Annotated in this window: 15 protein-coding genes; 9 read left to right on the top strand and 6 right to left on the bottom strand. The window is 62.2% G+C overall.

Annotated features, from left to right (window positions below):
• Positions 1–212: 212 nt before the first annotated feature.
• The 3 genes from LJ655_RS15760 to LJ655_RS15750 are packed head-to-tail and all read right to left on the bottom strand — an operon-like array spanning position 213 to position 3,963.
• Entirely contained in the window at positions 213–2,276 is a 2,064-nt protein-coding gene (locus LJ655_RS15760; RefSeq protein ID WP_230562177.1) for a DUF3732 domain-containing protein, read from the bottom strand.
• The gene (locus LJ655_RS15755) at positions 2,273–2,749 is read right to left on the bottom strand and encodes a three component ABC system middle component (RefSeq protein WP_230562176.1); all 477 of its coding nucleotides are present in this window, start codon (positions 2,747–2,749) and stop codon (positions 2,273–2,275) included. The genes LJ655_RS15760 and LJ655_RS15755 overlap by 4 nt, the downstream gene beginning before the upstream one ends.
• On the bottom strand, positions 2,749–3,963 hold the full coding sequence (locus LJ655_RS15750; protein WP_230562175.1) for an ABC-three component system protein: 1,215 nt from the start codon (positions 3,961–3,963) through the stop codon (positions 2,749–2,751). Before LJ655_RS15750 ends, LJ655_RS15755 begins: the two co-directional genes overlap by 1 nt.
• A gap of 51 nt (positions 3,964–4,014) precedes the next feature.
• Here LJ655_RS15750 and LJ655_RS15745 point away from each other — a divergent pair, with 51 nt between their 5' ends.
• Positions 4,015–4,275 (top strand): hypothetical protein, encoded by a 261-nt coding sequence (locus tag LJ655_RS15745; RefSeq protein WP_230562174.1) that lies wholly within the window; start codon positions 4,015–4,017, stop codon positions 4,273–4,275.
• A 378-nt stretch (positions 4,276–4,653) separates the two neighbouring features.
• Here LJ655_RS15745 and LJ655_RS15740 read toward each other — a convergent pair whose 3' ends face one another.
• Positions 4,654–5,037, bottom strand: a complete 384-nt coding sequence (locus LJ655_RS15740; RefSeq protein WP_230562173.1) for a hypothetical protein — start codon at positions 5,035–5,037, stop codon at positions 4,654–4,656.
• 457 nt (positions 5,038–5,494) lie between these two features.
• Here LJ655_RS15740 and LJ655_RS15735 point away from each other — a divergent pair, with 457 nt between their 5' ends.
• Positions 5,495–6,550, top strand: coding sequence for an AI-2E family transporter (locus LJ655_RS15735; protein WP_230562244.1), 1,056 nt, complete (start codon positions 5,495–5,497; stop codon positions 6,548–6,550).
• Positions 6,551–6,590: 40 nt separating this feature from the next.
• On the opposite strand, the gene LJ655_RS15730 is transcribed toward LJ655_RS15735, so the two are convergent.
• Positions 6,591–7,340, bottom strand: a complete 750-nt coding sequence (locus tag LJ655_RS15730; protein WP_230562243.1) for a TetR/AcrR family transcriptional regulator — start codon at positions 7,338–7,340, stop codon at positions 6,591–6,593.
• Between the two features lie 255 nt (positions 7,341–7,595).
• On the opposite strand from LJ655_RS15730, the gene LJ655_RS15725 reads away from it, so the two are divergent.
• Genes LJ655_RS15725 through LJ655_RS15715 form a run of 3 tightly spaced genes read left to right on the top strand, consistent with a single transcriptional unit; the run spans position 7,596 to position 13,335 of the window.
• Positions 7,596–8,699, top strand: a complete 1,104-nt coding sequence (locus tag LJ655_RS15725) for an efflux RND transporter periplasmic adaptor subunit (RefSeq protein ID WP_230562172.1) — start codon at positions 7,596–7,598, stop codon at positions 8,697–8,699.
• The gene (locus LJ655_RS15720) at positions 8,696–11,869 is read left to right on the top strand and encodes an efflux RND transporter permease subunit (RefSeq protein ID WP_230562171.1); all 3,174 of its coding nucleotides are present in this window, start codon (positions 8,696–8,698) and stop codon (positions 11,867–11,869) included. The genes LJ655_RS15725 and LJ655_RS15720 overlap by 4 nt, the downstream gene beginning before the upstream one ends.
• A gap of 2 nt (positions 11,870–11,871) precedes the next feature.
• Positions 11,872–13,335 (top strand): efflux transporter outer membrane subunit, encoded by a 1,464-nt coding sequence (locus LJ655_RS15715; RefSeq protein ID WP_230562170.1) that lies wholly within the window; start codon positions 11,872–11,874, stop codon positions 13,333–13,335.
• Between the two features lie 24 nt (positions 13,336–13,359).
• Here the strand turns inward: LJ655_RS15715 and LJ655_RS15710 are convergent, their stop codons facing one another.
• Entirely contained in the window at positions 13,360–14,109 is a 750-nt protein-coding gene (locus LJ655_RS15710) for a TetR/AcrR family transcriptional regulator (protein WP_230562169.1), read from the bottom strand.
• Between the two features lie 126 nt (positions 14,110–14,235).
• On the opposite strand from LJ655_RS15710, the gene LJ655_RS15705 reads away from it, so the two are divergent.
• The 4 genes from LJ655_RS15705 to LJ655_RS15690 all read left to right on the top strand — a co-directional run bounded on the left by LJ655_RS15705 (position 14,236) and on the right by LJ655_RS15690 (position 19,157).
• Positions 14,236–15,336, top strand: coding sequence for a VOC family protein (locus tag LJ655_RS15705; RefSeq protein ID WP_230562168.1), 1,101 nt, complete (start codon positions 14,236–14,238; stop codon positions 15,334–15,336).
• A 34-nt stretch (positions 15,337–15,370) separates the two neighbouring features.
• Positions 15,371–16,327 (top strand): fumarylacetoacetate hydrolase family protein, encoded by a 957-nt coding sequence (locus LJ655_RS15700; protein ID WP_230562167.1) that lies wholly within the window; start codon positions 15,371–15,373, stop codon positions 16,325–16,327.
• Entirely contained in the window at positions 16,324–18,276 is a 1,953-nt protein-coding gene (locus tag LJ655_RS15695) for an acyl-CoA synthetase (protein ID WP_230562166.1), read from the top strand. Before LJ655_RS15700 ends, LJ655_RS15695 begins: the two co-directional genes overlap by 4 nt.
• Positions 18,277–18,410: 134 nt before the next feature.
• A complete protein-coding gene (locus LJ655_RS15690; RefSeq protein WP_230562165.1) occupies positions 18,411–19,157 on the top strand; it encodes an OmpW/AlkL family protein in 747 nt (248 codons plus the stop codon).
• The last annotated feature ends 30 nt before the right edge of the window (positions 19,158–19,187 follow it).

The following is a 19,187-nucleotide window of genomic DNA, read 5'->3' as shown; positions in this document are numbered from 1 at the left end:
AATACTCGCGAGTTCGTTTTGGCCACGGGACTCATCACCGCGCTGCGACCGAGGAGAGCCCCTTTGTCCCCACCGGGTAGGACTTAAGGGGCTTCGCTCGTGAGCACCCAGAAATGTAACACTGCGTGACGGCTCGTGTTCACGTCCGTGCGACAAAATTGCTTTCGGAGGATACTTGAAGCCAATTATGCGAAACGCATACGGGCCGCATATTACTTGGTATCCGGGCGACGCTCCCAGTCCCGCGGGATGAGGGCTTCTCCGGAAGCCCGAGTCCATCGATGTTTCGTCGCCGCGACGTATCTTGGGTCATCCGTCAGGTATGCGTGTTCGAGCAACAGGACCTGCAGCCCACTCCGCCTACCAACCTCTTCAAACAAGAAGTTAATGTGCTGCCGCATTGCCAAAAAGTCCTCGTCGTCGGCTCCGATGGGGATTTCGTCGCGCCCGTCATCATCCGATTCGTCGAGATCGTCAGAATCGACGTTGCGCGATTGCGCAACAATTTGACTCCCTGCGAGCTCGAAGCTCACCTCGGTATCGCGCGAGTTCCGATTTGGAAAGTACGGGCGGCTGATCTGATCAATCACTAGAAGGCCCGGAACAGGGCGGTTGTCTCTTTCGAAGTGGTGTTGAAGGCCGAAGGCCAGCGCCACGTGTACCGCCAGGCAGTTCTGGTCGGAACCGATATCGTGCATTGACAGAATTGCGCCATCTGAGCCAGGTTCGACGACATTCACTCGAGGTTCACGAGCAGAAAACAGGAGTTCAGCCTCGATACACGGCTGTGCTTTCGGTAAATCCGAAAACGCGTCTGATGCGAAGCGCGATACAGCGGATTCGGCCCGTTGCAGGCGCATACGCCGATTGTCGGTATCGATAAGTGCCTCAAGTCGTTCGATTTCGCCCTCAAGCCATGTGAGGTCCTTGGCGGGCGAAAGCAGTTTGTCGTCAATAGACTCCAGAAAGCCCGCGATTTTGCCGCGAATGTAGGCTTGCAACTGTCCGAGATCCGCCAATCGCTTGCCTTCCTGAACGCGAGCTAGGGTGGCTGTGATGCTGGCATCCAATTCTCGCAATTCCGCGCTTAAGCGATTGGAACTCTCGGCCAGTTCGGTCACGCGAGCATCCAACTGAGGGCGGACGCGTTGAATTGCCGAACTCTCCTTACGAATCGTCTGTATCGTCCGTTTAAGAGCTGCAGCGACCTCAGCGCCTTGCTCGGTGTCGGCATTGCAGACGGGGCAGACTGGCGCAAACCCTTCGAGCTGGAGATGTTGAGCAATGTTAAGCCGTTCCTCCTGTTTTTTTACTGCGCCCTGATAGCCAGCCGACTCGCTGGCAGCAAGTATGGCTGCTTGATGGCGGCGCTTTGTCTGATTGAACTCCGTCAGCAGGGCCTTCCGTCGTGCATGTAGCTCCCCGATGTCGCCATCCGTCGGATATTGTGCCGTGAGGGCATCAGCCGACATTGCTCGGCGGAGCAAATCAACAAGCATCTGCTCGTCCGCTTCGATTGGAGCTTCTGCTGCGATACCGGCACGAGTTGCTTCAGTAAGCAACACCCGTGAGCGTTGCTTGAGCAGGCTGTCGTTCGAGCGGCGGGCGTGCTCTCTCGCTCGCTCAACCTCAAGTTCCTTACGGCGTTGTCGCAGCAGCCGTTCATTTAACAGCGAAGCGGCTGTGCTGACGCCGAGGAAGTAGGGCAGTGTCGAAATGATGCCGCTCGCCTTTTTACTATCCTGAAGCCCGTGGAGCAACACGGCTTCACTATCGATTACTTCCTTCGTAACGAAGATGTATGGTGCTATATGCCGAACGGTCGCTCTGTCGGTTCGAGTTCGCCCCAGCTGTTCGGCTTCAACTGCACCCTCGTCGCCGATGCCGAAAGCGCGCTCGAGTTCGCCCTTGGCTGCGTCGATCGTTGTTCTTCCTTCAAATTCGTCAATGCTGCGAGGTACGCGTAGTTTGCGACCAGTACTCACGTACATGTAGTGGCTGCTCTGCTTTCCTGCGCCTGGAATCTGACGGCAGACGACCATCTCATCATCACCGCGTACCCACTTCACTCCCACTGCGATGCTGTGTCGGCGAACATAAACCGGTAGCGTGCAGGTTGACGATCCCAAACAGTAGTCGAGCGCCTTGATTACGGCCGATTTCCCCGTACCAGACGCTCCAGTGATTACATTCACTTTACCCGGATCAAGCGAAATCTCTCGGAATGCGCTGTTTACGCCGAGAAAGAAAATCGTTTTCACATTCCAGCGTTTCATACAGTCACTCCAAAGCCCTCCATGATCACGCGGGCCGAGCCTGCGGCCGCCATCCAACGGCCGAGCAAACGCGCCCGCGAAAGAATTTCGCTGATCCCGCTGGTTTTCTCATATGTCGGCACGCGTTTGAGATCACCAGATAGCAGCCCCTCGTTGTCGAGGCGTAGCATCTCTATGTGACAGCCGAAGCGAACAGCGGTGGTCGTGATTTGCAGCGTTCGGTTGACGCGTTTTGCGAAGTCCTCACGGATGCGTGGGCTCCGATGTAGCCACGACATCAGACCGGTAGAATGATTGGTATGCGCGAACGTTGCTGCCAGGTCCTCAGACATTGCAATTGGGAGGACCGGGTAGGCGACGATTAGCGAAGGCGGTACTCCGATCGTCTTCGAATGTGAGGCGCAAAACTCGGCTAGCACGGCGGCACAGAATGCTGGATTGGTGTCGGCGTAGATGTCGTAGGCCAGTTCCATCAGTCTTTGTCCAGAAGTTTCTTGAATTCAGGGTGCCACCCGACTGTAAGTGACATCGCCAATGTCTGATACGAACCGCGGACGTAATAGGGGGCGTTCCAGTTCGGTGCAAGAGGCCTTACCTGTTTGTATGCTTCGTCGTGAGACCATCGAAGTATGTCTAGGCCCTTACGACATTTATTATCGTCATCATCGCTGGTGCAACCCCGTGCCATGCGGCGATGAAGATCACTCCATGCTTCGCGAAGAATGGTATCGTATTGAGCGAGTCGCGTTGCCATATCGAGGCGATTTTCGATCCACGCGTGGCGTTGCTCGCAGGCACGCCATTGTTCACGGGTGGCAACTTCAATATCCAGGTCGTCGCCACCGACCAAGGCAATTTGTGCGACGAGCATGGAATCTGCCTCATGATCGGGAGGCGGAAGTAGTGTCTCGAACTCGGGGAGCAACTCCTCGCGCTCGATTTCGCCGGCGAGATGCGCGATTTCACGCTGAACCTCTATCCTGGCGATGGAATGCTCTCGCATATTGCATAAGGTATGGATAACCTGAAGATCCCACCAGGCAATGAGGCGCTGAGCCAAAGGTGAGCGATACTCGTCAGGAAATAGTGTGAGCCTGCGTGCAATGTCCACCTCAAGGTCGACAATACAGGATTCTCCGGACATGATGCTCGTGCGCTTGAGGAGTTCCGTTTGAGTCGACTCGGGCAAGGCGAGGAATGCCTCGCAAGCTTTGACCCGATCTAAGTGGGGAGGTTTGGGATTGCCAGAAGCAAGAGCAGCACCGTGTTCGTCGACAACGCGTTGTGCTTCTTTTGCGAGGGCCTCGCGTAGCTCAGTTCGATCCGCTTCGTGGTCCAGGAGAGCCTGGAGTACAGGCTCCTCACCGAGCGGCGCAACTGTCACCAACTGGAACTTCGTGGCACTGAGAACCAGCCGCGGCAGAACGTCAATCCATGCTTTGAGCGTTCGCCACAATGGGCGCGAAGCAAGCGTCACAGCGGCCGGATCGGCCGACAGCGAGTGCTTAAGCTGGGTTAGCAGTGTCTGCCCGCTTGACCGGAGTACGACGTCGTCCAACGTCTCGACGCAAACCGTTGCATCGTCGTGCGAGTGGTCCAGGAGCGTGCGCAATGCATAGAACGCCTGATAGTAGAATCCGAGCGCGGCATCACCCGCCGAGTGGCTTGTTGCCTTGGTTGCGTTCACGTCTCAAATCCCCACGGAATGACGATACTGCTGCCAGGCGTTTACAGGACCATGTACCCCAGATCGTCGAGGGAGCAATTTCCGCGGCTCGTTAGCAACTTCTTGGTCCGCCTGCATTTTCAGAAGGGGATCGACATCCGCACTAAAATCGTCGCCAGTCTCGGCGAAAAATTCGTCTGCGTCGGCGCTGGGGGACCGGCGGTCAACCCTGTTGCTAACTGGAAGGAGCAAATGCGCAAAGCAAAGGCGAAGGACAGGATGGCTCGCGGCATGCCGGAGGCCTTCCGGCCCCTTCCGACGGCGAGTGATTAACTTGTCGTTTCCACCTGTTTTCTGATTCTGGCCTAGCATCCCCGGATTCACCCTATGTGCAGTCAAGCGATATCGCAATGAGCGCCTCATTAACGCTCTTCCCGTACCGCATTTATATGGAGCGTATTTAATCACGTCGACGAATAAAAACCCATCTGCGGAGGGCCTGCTCGTTTCTGTGCGGAGACGCGGATCTTGACAAATTCCGATGTATCAGGCAATCGCCTTCCTGCGTAGGTCGCGCAGCTGAGTATTTATGCGTTATGCATTGACGGCCGCAACCTGCGTTTGTTTATCGATGCACAAACCTATAGCGTTACGAGGTTCCGACGTAGAAGGCTACATCTGCAGTTGGTCGGCCAGGCGTCCGATCTGGAATCAGGGATACGACGCATCGGATATTTCGGCCAGAGTTGAGGATCGCGGCACCGGTTGGCTTTGATCGTACCGTGCTGGAAAGAGCCTGACGGTATCGATAACGGTATCACCTTCAAAAATCGCCTTCAGGTATCCCGTCCCCATCGCAATTAAACAAAAGGGGCCATTGGTTTTCCATTGCGATCCACAGAAAGTCGCGAAGTGCTGGAAAGATTTTTCGGTATCACTGGCGGTATCATCCCATTGCGAATTGGCGGAACCATTGTCCCATAAGGGTTTTGGCCATTGATTGACAATCAAGTGGGAATGATCGGGTGGTGATTCGATGCCAGTTCGCAAGGACCGGATCGGAAGCGCCCGCGTGGCATTTTCTGGTCTGTCCAAGCGATTGACCTTGCTGTATGGGTAGGATGATGGGTAGGCCATCGTCAGGCAGAGTGGGAGTCAAACCTGGCGGGGCTTTGCGGGCCACTGTTGGAATCTGCTGCCTTCCGCCACAGTACCTCCCGGGGCGCCTTGGGCTGCCCTGTCTTGTCGTATCGAACTGGATCGCAATTCCGCCACGCCCACCAAAAAACTGTTTTTGTATCATAGATGATAAGTGTATCATTTATGACGTGTATGACAATGGGGCGGCGCGAGATGTGTGCCGGTCGTGCAGCGGCGTGCGTGCAGTGTCCCATTCCGCAACAACGAATTGCGCACATGAATCTGCCCGATTGCGCGCTAACCAGCAGGAGAACTCATGGAAAAGCGACACGTCGCTGGAGTCGGTCAAGCGAAAACCGGAACCCTCGGTGCCATCGAAGCGCCCGGTGAACCCGCAACAAAAGACGCGACCGTGACCGCCTACTATCGCCAATCATTGTTCTGGGGCGCTGTTGCCTTGTCGGCCGGCGTGCTGCTGTGGACCCTGCGCTCCGTGCTGACGCCTTTTCTGCTCGGCGCGATGATCGCGTATGTTCTCCAGCCGGGCGTGGAGTGGCTGGTCCGTCGGCGCGCGCCGCGCGGTCTTGCAGCGCTGGTCATGATGGCGCTATTCGTTGCGCTCGTGGCGCTGCTGGTTCTGCTGGTATTCGTGGTTGTCCGGATGGAAGGCCCCGAGCTGACCGGGCAGATTCCTTCGCTTGCATCGAAACTCGAGGCGGCCAGCAAGCCGTGGCTTGCTTCCGTTGGAATCGACTTCCGGCCTGATTGGACGAGTCTGCGCGCCGCACTGGCCGCGCACCTGATGGCAAGCGAGCACGATGCTGTCCTCGCCGTCTGGCAATATCTGCGCACGGGCGGCAGCGCGATGATCGACGTAGCGGGAAACCTCGTGATCTTGCCACTCGTGCTGTTCTATCTGCTGTATGACCGGCCCGAAGCACTGGAACGGATCGAAAGCTTCGTGCCACGGCGCTGGCTCGCAAAAACGCGGGACTTCGTCGCCGGAGTCGATCACATGATGTCGCAGTACTTGCGAGGGCAGCTTGCCGTCGTCGCGGTGCTGGCCGTCTTCTACCCGGCCGCGCTGACAATGGCCGGATTACGCATCGCGTTGCCCGTGGGTCTCCTCACGGCCCTGGCCGTCGTCATTCCGTACATCGGATTTGCGACAGCGCTGACGTCTGCGCTTGTCGCCGCGGTTCTGCAATTCGGGGACTGGTACGGCGTAGGAGCGGTGGCGCTCGTGTACGGAGTCGGCCAGATCCTCGAAAGCGTCGTTCTCACACCACGGCTCGTCGGCGAGCGCATCGGTCTGCATCCGCTCGCGGTCATCTTCTCGTTGCTGGCGTTCGGGAAGGTGTTCGGGTTCTTCGGCATTCTGCTCGCACTGCCGGCCAGCGCCGCGTGCGCTTCGGCGTTGCGGGAGCTGCGCCGTCACTACCTGAGCACCGCGCTTTATCGGGGTTGATCGCGCTGCCGCGAGCGCGCCCGACGGCATGCGCCGGCGCTCATGACACACTGGCGGTGCCGGGTGGCATGGGGCGCCGCGCGATCCTTTCTGCCTCCATGCGCTTGAGGCCGACGCCCTGCAACACGACTGTCGCGATGTTCTCGGCGAACCGTTCCTCCCGCGAGTGGAGGGCTTGTCGCGACTGGCTGGTCCGCTGCGAAGACGACGGCGAACGAAGCTCGGCCGCGAGTCCGGCGAGGACGGTGCCGATCGCCGAGATCGCACATAACAGCTCGTCGGCGACCATGAAGCGGCTTTGAGCAATGCCTCTGCGCATGTCGCGCAACAGGCGCTGTCCAAGTCCCGTGCTGAGCGCGTGTGCGGATAGCCCTTCGCGGATCAGCAGTTGTCCCCACACGGGATCGCGACAGGCGCGCAACAGCGTATGACGTACCGACACGGCAAGCACTTCAGCCGGGTCGGCCAGGCCGCTGACGAGGCCATCGAGCGTATCGGCGAATTCTTCGAATAGCCATTCAATCAGTGCCGTGAAGAGTCCTTCTTTCGAGTCGAAGTGGTTGTAGAACGACCCGAATCCTACATCTGCAGCGTCGGTGATCTCGTTGATCGTGACGCTGTCCATTCCCTTTTTCGAGACCAGGCCGAAGGCGGCATGGAGCAGACGCATGCGCGTTTCACGCTTGCGCCGCATGAGCCGAGGCGACCGTTCCGCGCCGCGCTCGCGCGGCGCATCCGCCCCTTCGGCTGTATGCCGATGACACGCGCGCTGACTGCGGACATTTGACATGTTGCTCCTCCGATTACTGTTTGTTGTGATGTTACGTTTCAACGTCATAATTGACAAGCTTATCAGAAGTGGGTTTAATGTCACCGCTGCGACGAAACGACCCAGACGAGTCGGCCGCCGGCCGCGCGATTCGCTTCGGGCGGCGCGGATCAATTTCCACCTGGACTCATCAGCTTCCTTGTGAACATCGTGAAACACTCCGGTACCCACGCGCCGATACGGGCGCGCTCCCTGTTACTTTCCTGCGCCCGGTCGATGCACCGGGCACCCGCCGTCATTGCGGCGTGCAGCGCCATCCTTCTTTGCGGATGCCACCACCGTGAAGCGCCTGTGCCTGAAGCCAAGCCCGTAGTCGCGCTTGCCGTCCACCCGGATGGGCGTATCGCGGGCGACTCGTTGCCGGCCCAGGTTCAGGCGCGCTACTCCACGCCGCTTTCCTTCCGGGTCGGGGGCAAAATCATCGAGCGGCGCGTGCGGATCGGCGATACGGTGAAGGCAGGGCAGACGGTCGCACTGCTCGACCCCACCGATCTGCAAAACAATCTCGTCAATGCGCGCGCCCAGCTCGATGCCGCCGAACATCGTCTCGTCTTCGCGAAGCAGCAGCTCGACCGGGACGAGGCGCAGGCACGCGCGAACCTGATATCGACCGCGCAACTGGAGCAGACTCAGGACGCCTACGCTTCCGCGCTCGCGCAGCGCACTTCCGCCCTCGCGCAGATGGCGCTTGCGACCGATCACCTGCGCTACGCGACGCTGGTCGCAGACCACGACGGCGTGATCACGTCGGAAGATGCCGATACCGGCCAGAACGTTCAGGCAACCCAGGCGGTGTATCACCTCGACTGGACGGGCGACATCGATATTGCCTGCGACGCACCGGAAGCGACGGTGAATGCGCTGGCGCTCGGCAGCAAGGCGCGCGTCACGCTGCCCGCGCTGCCCGGCAAGACCTTCGACGCCACGGTGCGCGAGGTGTCCGCCGCCGCCGACCCGGAAAGCCGCACCTGGCGCGTCAAGCTGACGCTGACGTCGCCAGGCCCGCAGGTGCGTCTGGGCATGACCGCGAACGTGAGCTTCGATACCGCGGGTAACGCCGCCACAGGACAGTCGTACACGCTGCCCGTCACCGCGCTCTTTCACCGCGGCGAGCAACCCGCCGTGTGGGTGGCGCGCAAGGGCAGCGACACGCTCGAACTGCGTCCGGTTACCGTCGCGCGATACGACGAACGGACGGTCTCGATCAGCTCGGGGCTGCAAGACGGCGAGTGGGTCGTCCTGCAGGGCGTGCATGCGGTTAGCGCCGGCGAGCATGTGCAGGTCGTGCCTCCACTGCATGCGGAGGACGTTTCGTCATGAACGCGCGCGACCATGAGAAAGCGCGCGACGACGCGCGCGTGAAAACGGGCAACGGTTCCGGTGCTGAAGAGACGGGTTTCAACCTGTCGGCGTGGGCGTTGCGGCACCAGCAACTGGTGATCTTCCTGATCGGGCTGGCCACGCTGTTCGGCGTGATCGGCTACACGCACCTTGCGCAATCGGAAGATCCGCCCTTCACGTTCCGCACGATGGTCATCAAGACCTACTGGCCAGGCGCAACGGCCCGCGAAGTGCAGGAGCAGATTACCGACCGCATCGGCCGGCAGTTGCAGGCGGCGCCGTATGTCGACAACATCAAGAGCTACTCGCGGCCCGGCGAGTCGATGATCTTCTTCGCGATGAAGGACTCGGCGCCCGTCAAGGAAGTGCCCGAGACCTGGTACCAGGTGCGCAAGAAAGTCGGCGACATTCAGTCGACGCTTCCCAAGGGAACGGCGGGGCCGTTCTTCAACGACGAGTTCGGCGACGTCTATACGAACATCTACGCGCTCGAAGGCGACGGCTTTTCGCCCGCTCAACTGCACGACTATGCGGACAAGCTGCGGACGGTGCTGTTGCGCGTACCCGGTGTGGCGAAGGTGGACTACCTCGGCGATCCCAATCAGCACATCTTCGTCGAGATTTCGAACGCGCAATTGACGCGGCTTTCGATCACGCCGCAGCAACTCGCTCAGGCGATAGACGCGCAGAACGCCGTGGCGCCCGTCGGTACTATCACGACGGCTGACGATCGCGTATTCGTGCGGCCAAGCGGCGCGTTCAGGAACGAACAGGCGCTCGCCGACGTGCTGGTCACCGTCAACAAGCGTTCGTTTCGGCTGGGCGACATCGCGACCATCAAACGCGGCTACGACGATCCGCCAGCCACGCAGATGCGCGTGGGCGGCAGCGCGGTGCTTGGCATTGGCGTGACGATGCAAAAGGGCGGTGACGTGATCGACCTCGGCAAGGCGCTCGACGCAAAGACTGCGGAACTTCAGGCGTCTCTGCCGGCGGGTCTGAAGCTCGCGGCCGTGTCGAGCATGCCCCACGCGGTGAAGCATTCGGTCGACGACTTCGTGGAGGCGGTGGGTGAAGCGGTGGCCATCGTGCTGGTGGTGAGCCTCGTCTCGCTCGGTTTGCGTACCGGCATGGTCGTCGTGATCACGATCCCGATCGTGCTCGCGGTCACCGCGCTGTGCATGCATCTGTTCGGTATCGGGCTGGACAAGGTATCGCTGGGGACGCTGGTGCTCGCGCTGGGGCTTCTGGTCGACGACGCGATCATCGCTGTCGAGATGATGGCGGTGAAGCTCGAACAGGGTTGGAGCCGCATGCGCGCGGCCGCCTTCGCCTATACCAGTACGGCATTTCCAATGCTGACCGGCACTCTGGTCACGGTCTCGGGCTTCCTGCCGATTGCGCTCGCCAAATCGAGCACGGGCGAGTACACCCGTTCCATCTTCGAAGTGTCGGCCATCGCGCTGATCGTTTCGTGGATTGCGGCGGTCGTGCTGGTGCCGTTGCTGGGCTTTCATCTGCTGCCGGAGCACACAGGCCACGGCAGCGGTGAGCACGACCACGAGCACGACGTGTACAACACGGGTTTTTATCGGCGTCTGTCGGGCTGGGTCAGTTGGTGCATCGACCGCCGCTGGGCCGTGCTCGGCGTGACGGCCGTGCTCTTCGCGATCGCGATGGCCGCCTTCACGCGCGTGCCGCAGCAGTTCTTTCCGAACTCGGAGCGGCCTGAACTGCTGGTCGACCTGAGGCTGCCGGAGGGCGCCTCGTTCGAAGCGACGCTGCGTGAAGCGAAGCGCCTCGAGAAGGTGCTGGACGGCAAGCCGGACATCGATCATTTCGTCGACTTCGTCGGCACCGGCGCGCCGCGCTTCTACCTGCCGCTCGACCAGCAGCTTCAGCAGCCGAACTTCGCGCAGTTCGTCATTACCGCGAGAGACGTCGAGACGCGCGAAGCGTTGATGCACTGGCTCGACGGCAAACTCGAGAAGGACTTTTCCGAGGTTCGCACGCGGGTTGCACGCCTCGAAAACGGGCCGCCCGTCGGCTTTCCGATCAAGTTTCGCGTGAGCGGCGACGACATCGCGACCGTGCGCGCGATCGCGGAGACCGTCGCCGAAAAGACCCGCGCCGACTCGCGCACGCGCAACGTTCAGTTCGACTGGGACGAACCCGCTGAACGCTCGATCTCTTTCGAAATCGACCAGAACCGCGCGCGGCAGCTCGGCGTGACCTCGGAGGACGTCTCCAGCTTCCTCGCGATGACGCTCTCCGGCTTCACGGTCACGCAGTATCGCGAGGGCGACAAGCTGATCAACGTCGATCTGCGCGCGCCCAAAAGCGAGCGCGTCGACCCCGCGAAGCTCACGAGCCTCGCGATGCCGACGCCGAACGGCCCGGTGCCGCTCGGCTCGCTCGGACACGTGCGCGACACGCTCGAATACGGCGTGATCTGGGAACGCGACCGCCAGCCGACCATCACCGTGCAGGCGGACGTGCGCGGCGACGCGCAGGGCATCGACGTCACGCGCGACATCGACCGGACGCTCAGCGCGCAACGCGCGAGGCTACCGGTGGGCTACCGGATCGACGTGGGCGGCGCGGTCGAAGAGAGCGTGAAAGGCCAGACATCGATCAACGCGGAAATGCCGCTGATGGTCATCACCGTGCTGATCCTGCTGATGATCCAGCTCAGGAACTTCGCGCGCACCTTCATCGTGGTGTTGACCGCCCCGCTCGGTTTGATCGGCGTGGTGAGCGCGCTGCTGCTGTTCGGCAAGCCATTCGGCTTTGTCGCGTTGCTCGGCGTGATCGCGATGTTCGGCATCATCATGCGCAACTCCGTGATTCTGGTCGACCAGATCGATCAGGACATCGCCGCAGGGCACCCGCGCTTCGAGGCGATCATCGGCGCGACGGTGCGGCGTTTCAGACCCATCATGCTGACGGCCGCCGCCGCCGTTCTCGCGCTGATACCGCTGCTTCGCTCCGGCTTTTTCGGCCCCATGGCAACCGCGCTGATGGGGGGTATCACCGTCGCCACGCTGTTGACGGTGTTCTTTCTGCCGGCGCTCTACGCGACCTGCTTCAGGGTCCGGCGCGACGAATCCGCGACGCAACCGCTCGTCGCCGAGCACACGGAGGTTTGATCATGAGCTTTTCCTATAAGACTTCCGTGGTGGCGGCTACTGCCGCGTTGACCATGACAGCCTGCTCGTTCGGACCCGGCGGCGAAGCGCCGGCAATGCCGTCGCCGGAACACTACGGCGCGCAGGCGCAGCCGTCCGCGACCGTGACGGCCGGCGGCGTCGCGCAGCGCTTCGATGTCGGCGCCACGGCGGCGCCGCAGTGGTGGCGCCTGTACCGGTCCGACGCGCTCGATGCGCTGGTCGACGAGGGGCTGCGCAACAGCCCGACCCTGGCGGCAACGCAGCGCACGCTCGCGGCCGCCCAGGAGCAACTGCGCGCGCAGGTCGGCGCATCGACGCTGCCGTCGATCGATACCGCCGCGCAGGTCGAGCGCGCCCGCACGTTGGTCGTGCCGGGGCTCGGGCCCGAGCAGGTGCAATACAACTTTTTCGCCGGCCAGATATTCACGCATTACACGTTCGACCTGTTCGGCCAGACGCGTTACATGAACTCCGCAAGCGCCGCGCGTGTGCATGCGCAGGCCTTCGAGCTGGAGGCGTCGCGGCGCGCGCTGGCCGCCAACATCGTCGCGAGCGCGATCAACGTCGCGGCTCTCGACCGGCAGATCGCGCTGACCGAGAGGCTCGTCGAAGTGTCCGGCGCTGTTGCGAGCGAGGATGCGCAGCGGTTCGGGTTGGGATCGGCGTCGCGCGCGCAGATGCTCGAATCGAAGCAGGATGCTGCGTCGATCGCGGCGACGCTGCCCGCACTGCGCCAGCAACGCACGTGCGCGGTTCATGCGCTGGCGGTGCTGATCGGCCGCACGCCCGATAACGCGCCGGTCGTGCCCGATCTCGACGCTCTCGCGCTGCCCGAGCACGTGCCCGTTGCGGTGCCTTCGGACTTGTTGCGCTCGCGCCCGGACATTGAGGCAGCCGACGCCGCCGTCAAGGCGGCCGCCGCGGATGTGGGCGCCGCGACGGCGCAGCTTTTCCCGAGTCTGTCGCTTACCGCCTCAATGGGACGCGGAGGCTTCAGCTGGCCGACGGTTCTCTCCGGCGCAGGCGGCCTGTGGGCGCTCGGCGCCGGGTTGTCGCAGCCGATCTTCCATGGCGGCGCGCTGTTCGCGCAGCGTCGCGCGTCGATCGATGCCTACGACGCCGCTGTGCTGCACTACAAGTCGACGGTGCTCTCCGCGTTCCAGGACGTCGCCAACTCGCTCGCCGCGCTCGATAACGACGCGCAAACGCTCGCGTCGGCGGACGTGGCCGCGGACGCCGCTCAGGCCGACCTCGACGATGCGACGTCGCGCCATCGCATGGGCTCGCTGCCCTCGACGGCGACGCACGCGAGCGAGTCCCGCTATCTCAACGCACGGATCGCCGCCGTGCGCGCGGCGGGCCAGCGCATGAGCGATACGGCCGCGTTGTTCCAGGCAATGGGGGAATTACCCGTGACCGGGCAGACCGCCGCGGCGACGCAATGACCGCGCGGGTATGAGGAGTTTCTACTAGTCTTCCTCGGCCGTTGCCTCGGCCACCGGCAGCGCGCGCGTGGCGACTTTCTCCGCTTCCGCGCGCTTGAGCCCGAGCGTCTGCAGCAGCATGGCCGCCGTGCGCTCGGGAATGTGCTCCCCATCGAAGCCGAGTTCTTCCAGCACGCCCGCAGCGGCGGCGCCCGGTATCACGTAGTTCAGTTCGGCCGCGATGGCGGACAGTACGGTGCCGCCCACCGCAAGAAATCCGATCAGAGGGTCGGCGACGGCGAATCGCTTCGCCTCGATGCCGTGGCCGATGTCGCGCAGCAGCCGATGGCCCAACCCGCGGCTCAACGTGCCCGCGGAAAAACCTTCGCGGATCAGAAATCGTCCCCAAACCGGATCGTGCCGCGCGCGGAGGATGGTGTGACGCACCGACACCGCCACGACTTCCGCGGGATCCGAGATGCCGGCCGCGAGGCGATCGAGCATGTCCGCGAATTCCTCGAACACATTGTCGACGAGCGTCGAATAGATCGCGTCTTTCGAATCGAAGTGGTTATAGAACGAGCCGAAGCCGACATCCGCGGCCTCCGTGATTTCGTTGATTGCCACACCTTCCATGCCCTTTTCGGCCATCAGCCGCAGCGCGGCATCGAGCAGGCGGGCGCGAGTTTCGCGCTTGCGGCGCGCACCGCGCGGCTCCCGTTCCTCGACAACAGGGGCTGGCGACGCCGCGCGCGGCGCGCGGCTGGAGGTCCGGCGATTCGTCGTAGTCGTCATGATTGACTCACTTGTGGTCGTTTCCGCAGTATAGATTCGAACGTCTTAGTTGACAAAACTATCAACGATGAGTTTAATGTCACTAACGGCGCCGCGCGCCGGTCCAAGGAAACAGATGGAGGCACTATGGAGACGACCACCGAATACGGTGCCGCCCCGGAACTGACGACTGAGCAGCCGGCGCGTCACCCCCATCCGACGGCAAAAGCGAGGGCTTTGGCCTACCTCATGTTTGATCGGCCCGACCTCGAAAAAGCCGAGCATTTTCTCAACGACTTCGGGCTGCAAACCGTCTCGCGCGACGAAGACTCGTTGCTGCTGCGCGGTACGGGCGGCTCGCACTTTTGCTATGTCGTTCGCAAGGCCTCGAAAGCGCGGTTCGTCGGCTTCGGTTTGCAGGTCGGCAGCCGCGAAGAACTCGACGCGCTGCAAAAGCTCCCAGGCGCGGCGCAAGTCGAACCGTCGTCTTTGCCGGGCGGCGGATACGTGGTGCGGCTGACCGATCCTTCCGGCTTCCGTGTCGATGCGCTATGGGGCCAGGTGCCGGCGGCAAGCCTGCCTCACCGGCTTGCGTTGCCCTTCAACTCGGTCGATGCGACGGTCCGCGTCAACGAAACCCAGCGGCCGCCCGGCCACGCGCCGGAGGTCGTGCGCCTCGGGCATGTAGTGCTCGAACTTGCCGACTATCAAAAGACCTGTGCGTGGTACACGCAGCACTTCGGCTTCATTCCGAGCGATGTGCAGGTGCTCCCCGACGGCTCTCCCGCGGTCGCCTTCATGCGTCTCGATCTCGGTGGCGAGCCCGCCGACCATCACACGCTCGCGCTCGCTCAGGGATTTGTCGCGAAGTACAGCCATAGCGCGTATGAGCTCGTCGACGCAGACGCGGTCGGCATGGGACAGCGCGTTCTGCGCGACAGCGGCTGGACCCACGCGTGGGGGATCGGCCGGCACATCCTCGGCAGTCAGATCTTCGACTACTGGCAGGACCCTTGGGGCGACAAGCACGAACACTACTGCGACGGCGATCTCTTCACCGCCGACGTGCCGACCGGCATTCATGCCGTGAGCCGGGCCGCGATGGCGCAGTGGGGACCGACGATGCCGCGCAGCTTCACCAAACCCAAACTGACGGCCGTGAGCCTCGCCGGACTGGTCCGCAATCTGCGCCGCAGCCCCGACCTCACGCTGGCCAAGCTCAAAACGCTAGCCAGAATCTTCGCCTGAAGCATCACCTGTTCATCGAAACCGGAGACTAGAAATGGCAGTTCATGTTCTGCATTACCTGCGTGATGGTCACGCGCAGTGGGGCGTCGTTGCCGATGGCGCGATCACGCCGATACCGGGCGAATTCCGGTCGACCGCCGAGTTCATCGAGGCGAACCCGGTCGAGAGGCTGATGCTGCTGGACGGCCCGACGATTGCCGAGTCGCAGGTTCGGTGGCTCTCGCCGGTGACCGCGAATCAGCAGTTCATCTGCCAGGGAGCGAACTATCGTCAGCACATGATCGAATCCGGCTTGGACCCGGACGTGAAGAAGTTCAACATGATCTTCACGAAGGCGACAAGCTGCATCGTTGCGGCAGACTCGCCGCTCGTGAAGCCAGAAGGGGTGCGGTTTCTCGACTATGAAATCGAGCTGGGTCTCGTGCTCAAACGGGACATCACCGCGCGCGTGACGGTGACGGACGAGAACCTGCACGAGTTCGTCGCGGGCGCCGTGATCGTGAACGACTACTCGGCGCGCGACATACAGATTCCGCAAATGCAGTTCTACAAGGGCAAGAGCTATAGGACGTTCGGCCCTGTCGGTCCCTATCTGTGCCTGCTGCAGAAGGAAGAAATCGCGAAGCTGGGCGAGCTCGTGCTGACGCTGGCGGTTAATGGGACCGTCCGGCAGAACGACACGACAGCGGGCCTCGTCTATGGTCCCGCCGAGACGCTGACCGAGCTCTCGGGCGTTCAGGACCTGCGCACGGGCGACCTGCTCGCGACCGGCACGCCGTCCGGCTGCGCATTGATCATTCCCTCGCCCGAAAAGCAGCGGGCCGCGGCGCAGTTGCCCGAAGCGGAAAAGTGGCGTCTGTTCATGAATCTGCAGGCTGAGCGGCCTCAGTATTTGCAGGTCGGAGACATCGTCGAGGCGAGCATCGTCAGCCGCGACGGCTCGATCAATCTGGGCGTGCAGCGCAACCGCGTGGTCGCCGAAGCACTATGAGAGGCGTCGCTAACATGGAGGACGTCGATGCAATGGAGGCGCGCCGGCAGGCCGCCGACCTGCCCGCGAATACCTACGAGATGATCTGCCGGGGAGCGGCCATCGATCCATCGGCACCTGCTCTCTCGTTCTTCGCGACGGCCGATGACTACGCGGACCCCGAGTGCTGGACGTACACCGAGTTGCTGCATGACATCACCCGCACCGCCAACCTGTTCTCGCGGCTGGGTGTACAACGCGGCTCGGTCGTCGCGTATGTGCTGCCGAATCTGCCGGAAACCCATTTCGTGATCTGGGGAGGCGAGGCGGTCGGGACAGTCTGCGCGATCAATCCGCTGCTCGAAGCCCCGGCGATCGGCGAACTGCTCAACGCGTCAGGCGCATCCGTGCTGGTGACGCTGGCGCCGTTTGCTGGCACCGATCTGTGGCAAAAGGTCCATTCGATCCTGGGCGAGGTTGCGTCGCTCGAACACGTGGTTCTCGTCAATCTCGCCGATCACGCGCCGGGCACACGGCGCTCGGCGATGCGGCAAGGCCGGCTCGATCAATGCTCAGCGCCGCTCGATCGCGATGCGCTGCCACGCGACATCCCGGCGCGGCTCGTCGCGCACGACTTCAACGCCGCCATCGCGAACGAATCAGGCACCGCGCTTGTTGCCACGGAGCAGATGAACGCCGACGACTTGTCGTCCTTTTTTTGCACCGGCGGCACGACCGGCCTGCCGAAGATCGCGATGCGCCGGCACGGCAATGAGGTGGCCAATGCCTGGAGCGCGGGCGAGTTCTTTGGCGACAGCGTCGGTCCCGGAAAGACGATGTTCTGCGGATTGCCGCTTTTTCACGTCAACGCGGCGATGGTCACGGGATTGCTGCCGTTTTCGCGCGGCGCGCACGTCGTGCTCGGTACACCGCAAGGCTATCGCGGCGAGCGCGTCGTCGCGCGCTTCTGGCAGATCGTCGAGCGCTATCGCGTCAATTTTTTCAGCGGCGTGCCGACACTTTACGGCTCTCTGCTGGACGTGCCCATCATGGGCTGCGACGTCAGCTCTCTCGAATATGGGCTCTGCGGCGCCGCGCCGATGCCGGTGGAATTGCTGCGCGCATTTCAGGCCCGCACCGGAGTCAGGATTCTCGAGGGCTACGGCCTGACCGAGGGGACCTGCATCAGCAGCGCCAACCCGCCTCTCGGCGAGCGGCGGGCCGGATCGATCGGTTTGTCTCTGCCGGGACAGGCGATGAAGGCGGTGGTCGTCGACGAAACTGGACGGTACCTGCGCGACTGCGCGGTGGACGAGCCGGGCCAGTTGGTGATTTCCGGCCCGAACGTGTTCAGCGGCTACGCGAGGCCCGAACAGAATCGCGGAATCTGGATCGAGACAGGTGACGGACGCCGCTGGCTCAATACCGGAGACCTTGGCCGCCGCGATGCCGATGGTTATTTCTGGCTGACGGGCCGCAAGAAGGAGCTGATCATACGCGGCGGTCACAACATCGATCCCGCGGCGATCGAGGAGCCGCTGCATCGTCATCCCGCCGTGCGGTTCGCCGCCGCTATCGGTCGTCCTGACGCGCATGCGGGGGAACTGCCGGTCGTCTACGTCGAGATCAAGCCCGGCATGCGCACGACGGAAACTGACTTGTGCGAATTCCTGCGCCGCGAGATCCGCGAACGTGCCGCGCTGCCCAAGGGCGTCAGGATCGTCGACGCGATGCCGCTCACGGGCGTCGGGAAAATCTTCAAGCCGGCGCTGAAACGATGGGAAACGGCGGACGCGATCCGTGCGGCGTTGGCGGAGGCCGGCGTGGAAGATGCAAACGTCAGTGTCGTCGAAGACCGGGATCGAGGCCTGTGCGTTCACGTCGAGGTTCGAGACGCAGCATTCGAAGCATCGGCAGCATCGGCGCTTGGGCGTTTTCCATTCGAGTACTCGGTGTCGGTCGCAGGCTAGCCATCGAGGTGGTATCAGGAAGAATCGATGTAGTTGCAAATTAATTGGCAGGACTTAGAAAAACGATCAGCCGATATACGGCGCGAGACGGCGGCGCACTTCGCATAAATCCATTCAGATGCGGGAGACAGGAGATGACGTTGAGAGATCGCAGGCGAACGGTTCGCTTGAGCGCAGTTGCGGCGTGCCTGTGCACGACGGCACTCGCCGATGCGGTTTACGCACAGACCGCGGGAAGCGTGACGCTATCGCTGGGCTGGCTTCACATCGCGCCACAGGGCGACGCGACACCACTCACCGTGCAGAGCATCGGGGGCCAGCCAGTGAACCGGGAACTGACCGGCACCGGAGCGCACGCGAGTTCGACAGATACGTTAGGCATCACGACGGAATATTACGTCACGGACAACATTGGCGTCGCCGCGCTCGTGGGCTTGCCGTTGACCGTGGACCTGGTCGGCGACGGAACGCTGCAGAAGTATGGCAACCTCGGTTCGACCCGGCCGATGCCGCCCGCCGTCGAACTGCGGTATCACCTGTTTGCGGCGGATGCGAAGTTCCGGCCATTCATCGGTGTCGGCGTCAACTACACGTGGTTCACGCAGGTCCGCGCAACCAATGCGCGGTTCATCGAAGACAGCTTCGGGCCGGGCGGATCGGCGCACGCGACGTTGAGCGCCTCGTGGAATCCAGTATTCGAGGTGGGGGCGAACTATGCCCTCACGAAGCACTGGTCGATTGGAACGTCGGTCAACTACATGCCGGTCAAGACCAACCTGACCTTATACGGACAGACCGCGACCGGAACGCAGATCGTTTCGAAATCGACGCTCAGGCTCAACCCCCTCAGCGTGTTCGTCAACGTCGCCTATACGTTCTGACGCCTCTAATCCCAGCGCCTTTGCGCGGCT

It is taken from the genome of Paraburkholderia translucens, from assembly GCF_020881035.1.
Lineage (GTDB): Bacteria > Pseudomonadota > Gammaproteobacteria > Burkholderiales > Burkholderiaceae > Paraburkholderia > Paraburkholderia translucens.
Note: the sequence above shows the minus strand (reverse complement) of the source record. Positions and strands in the feature narration are given on the sequence as shown.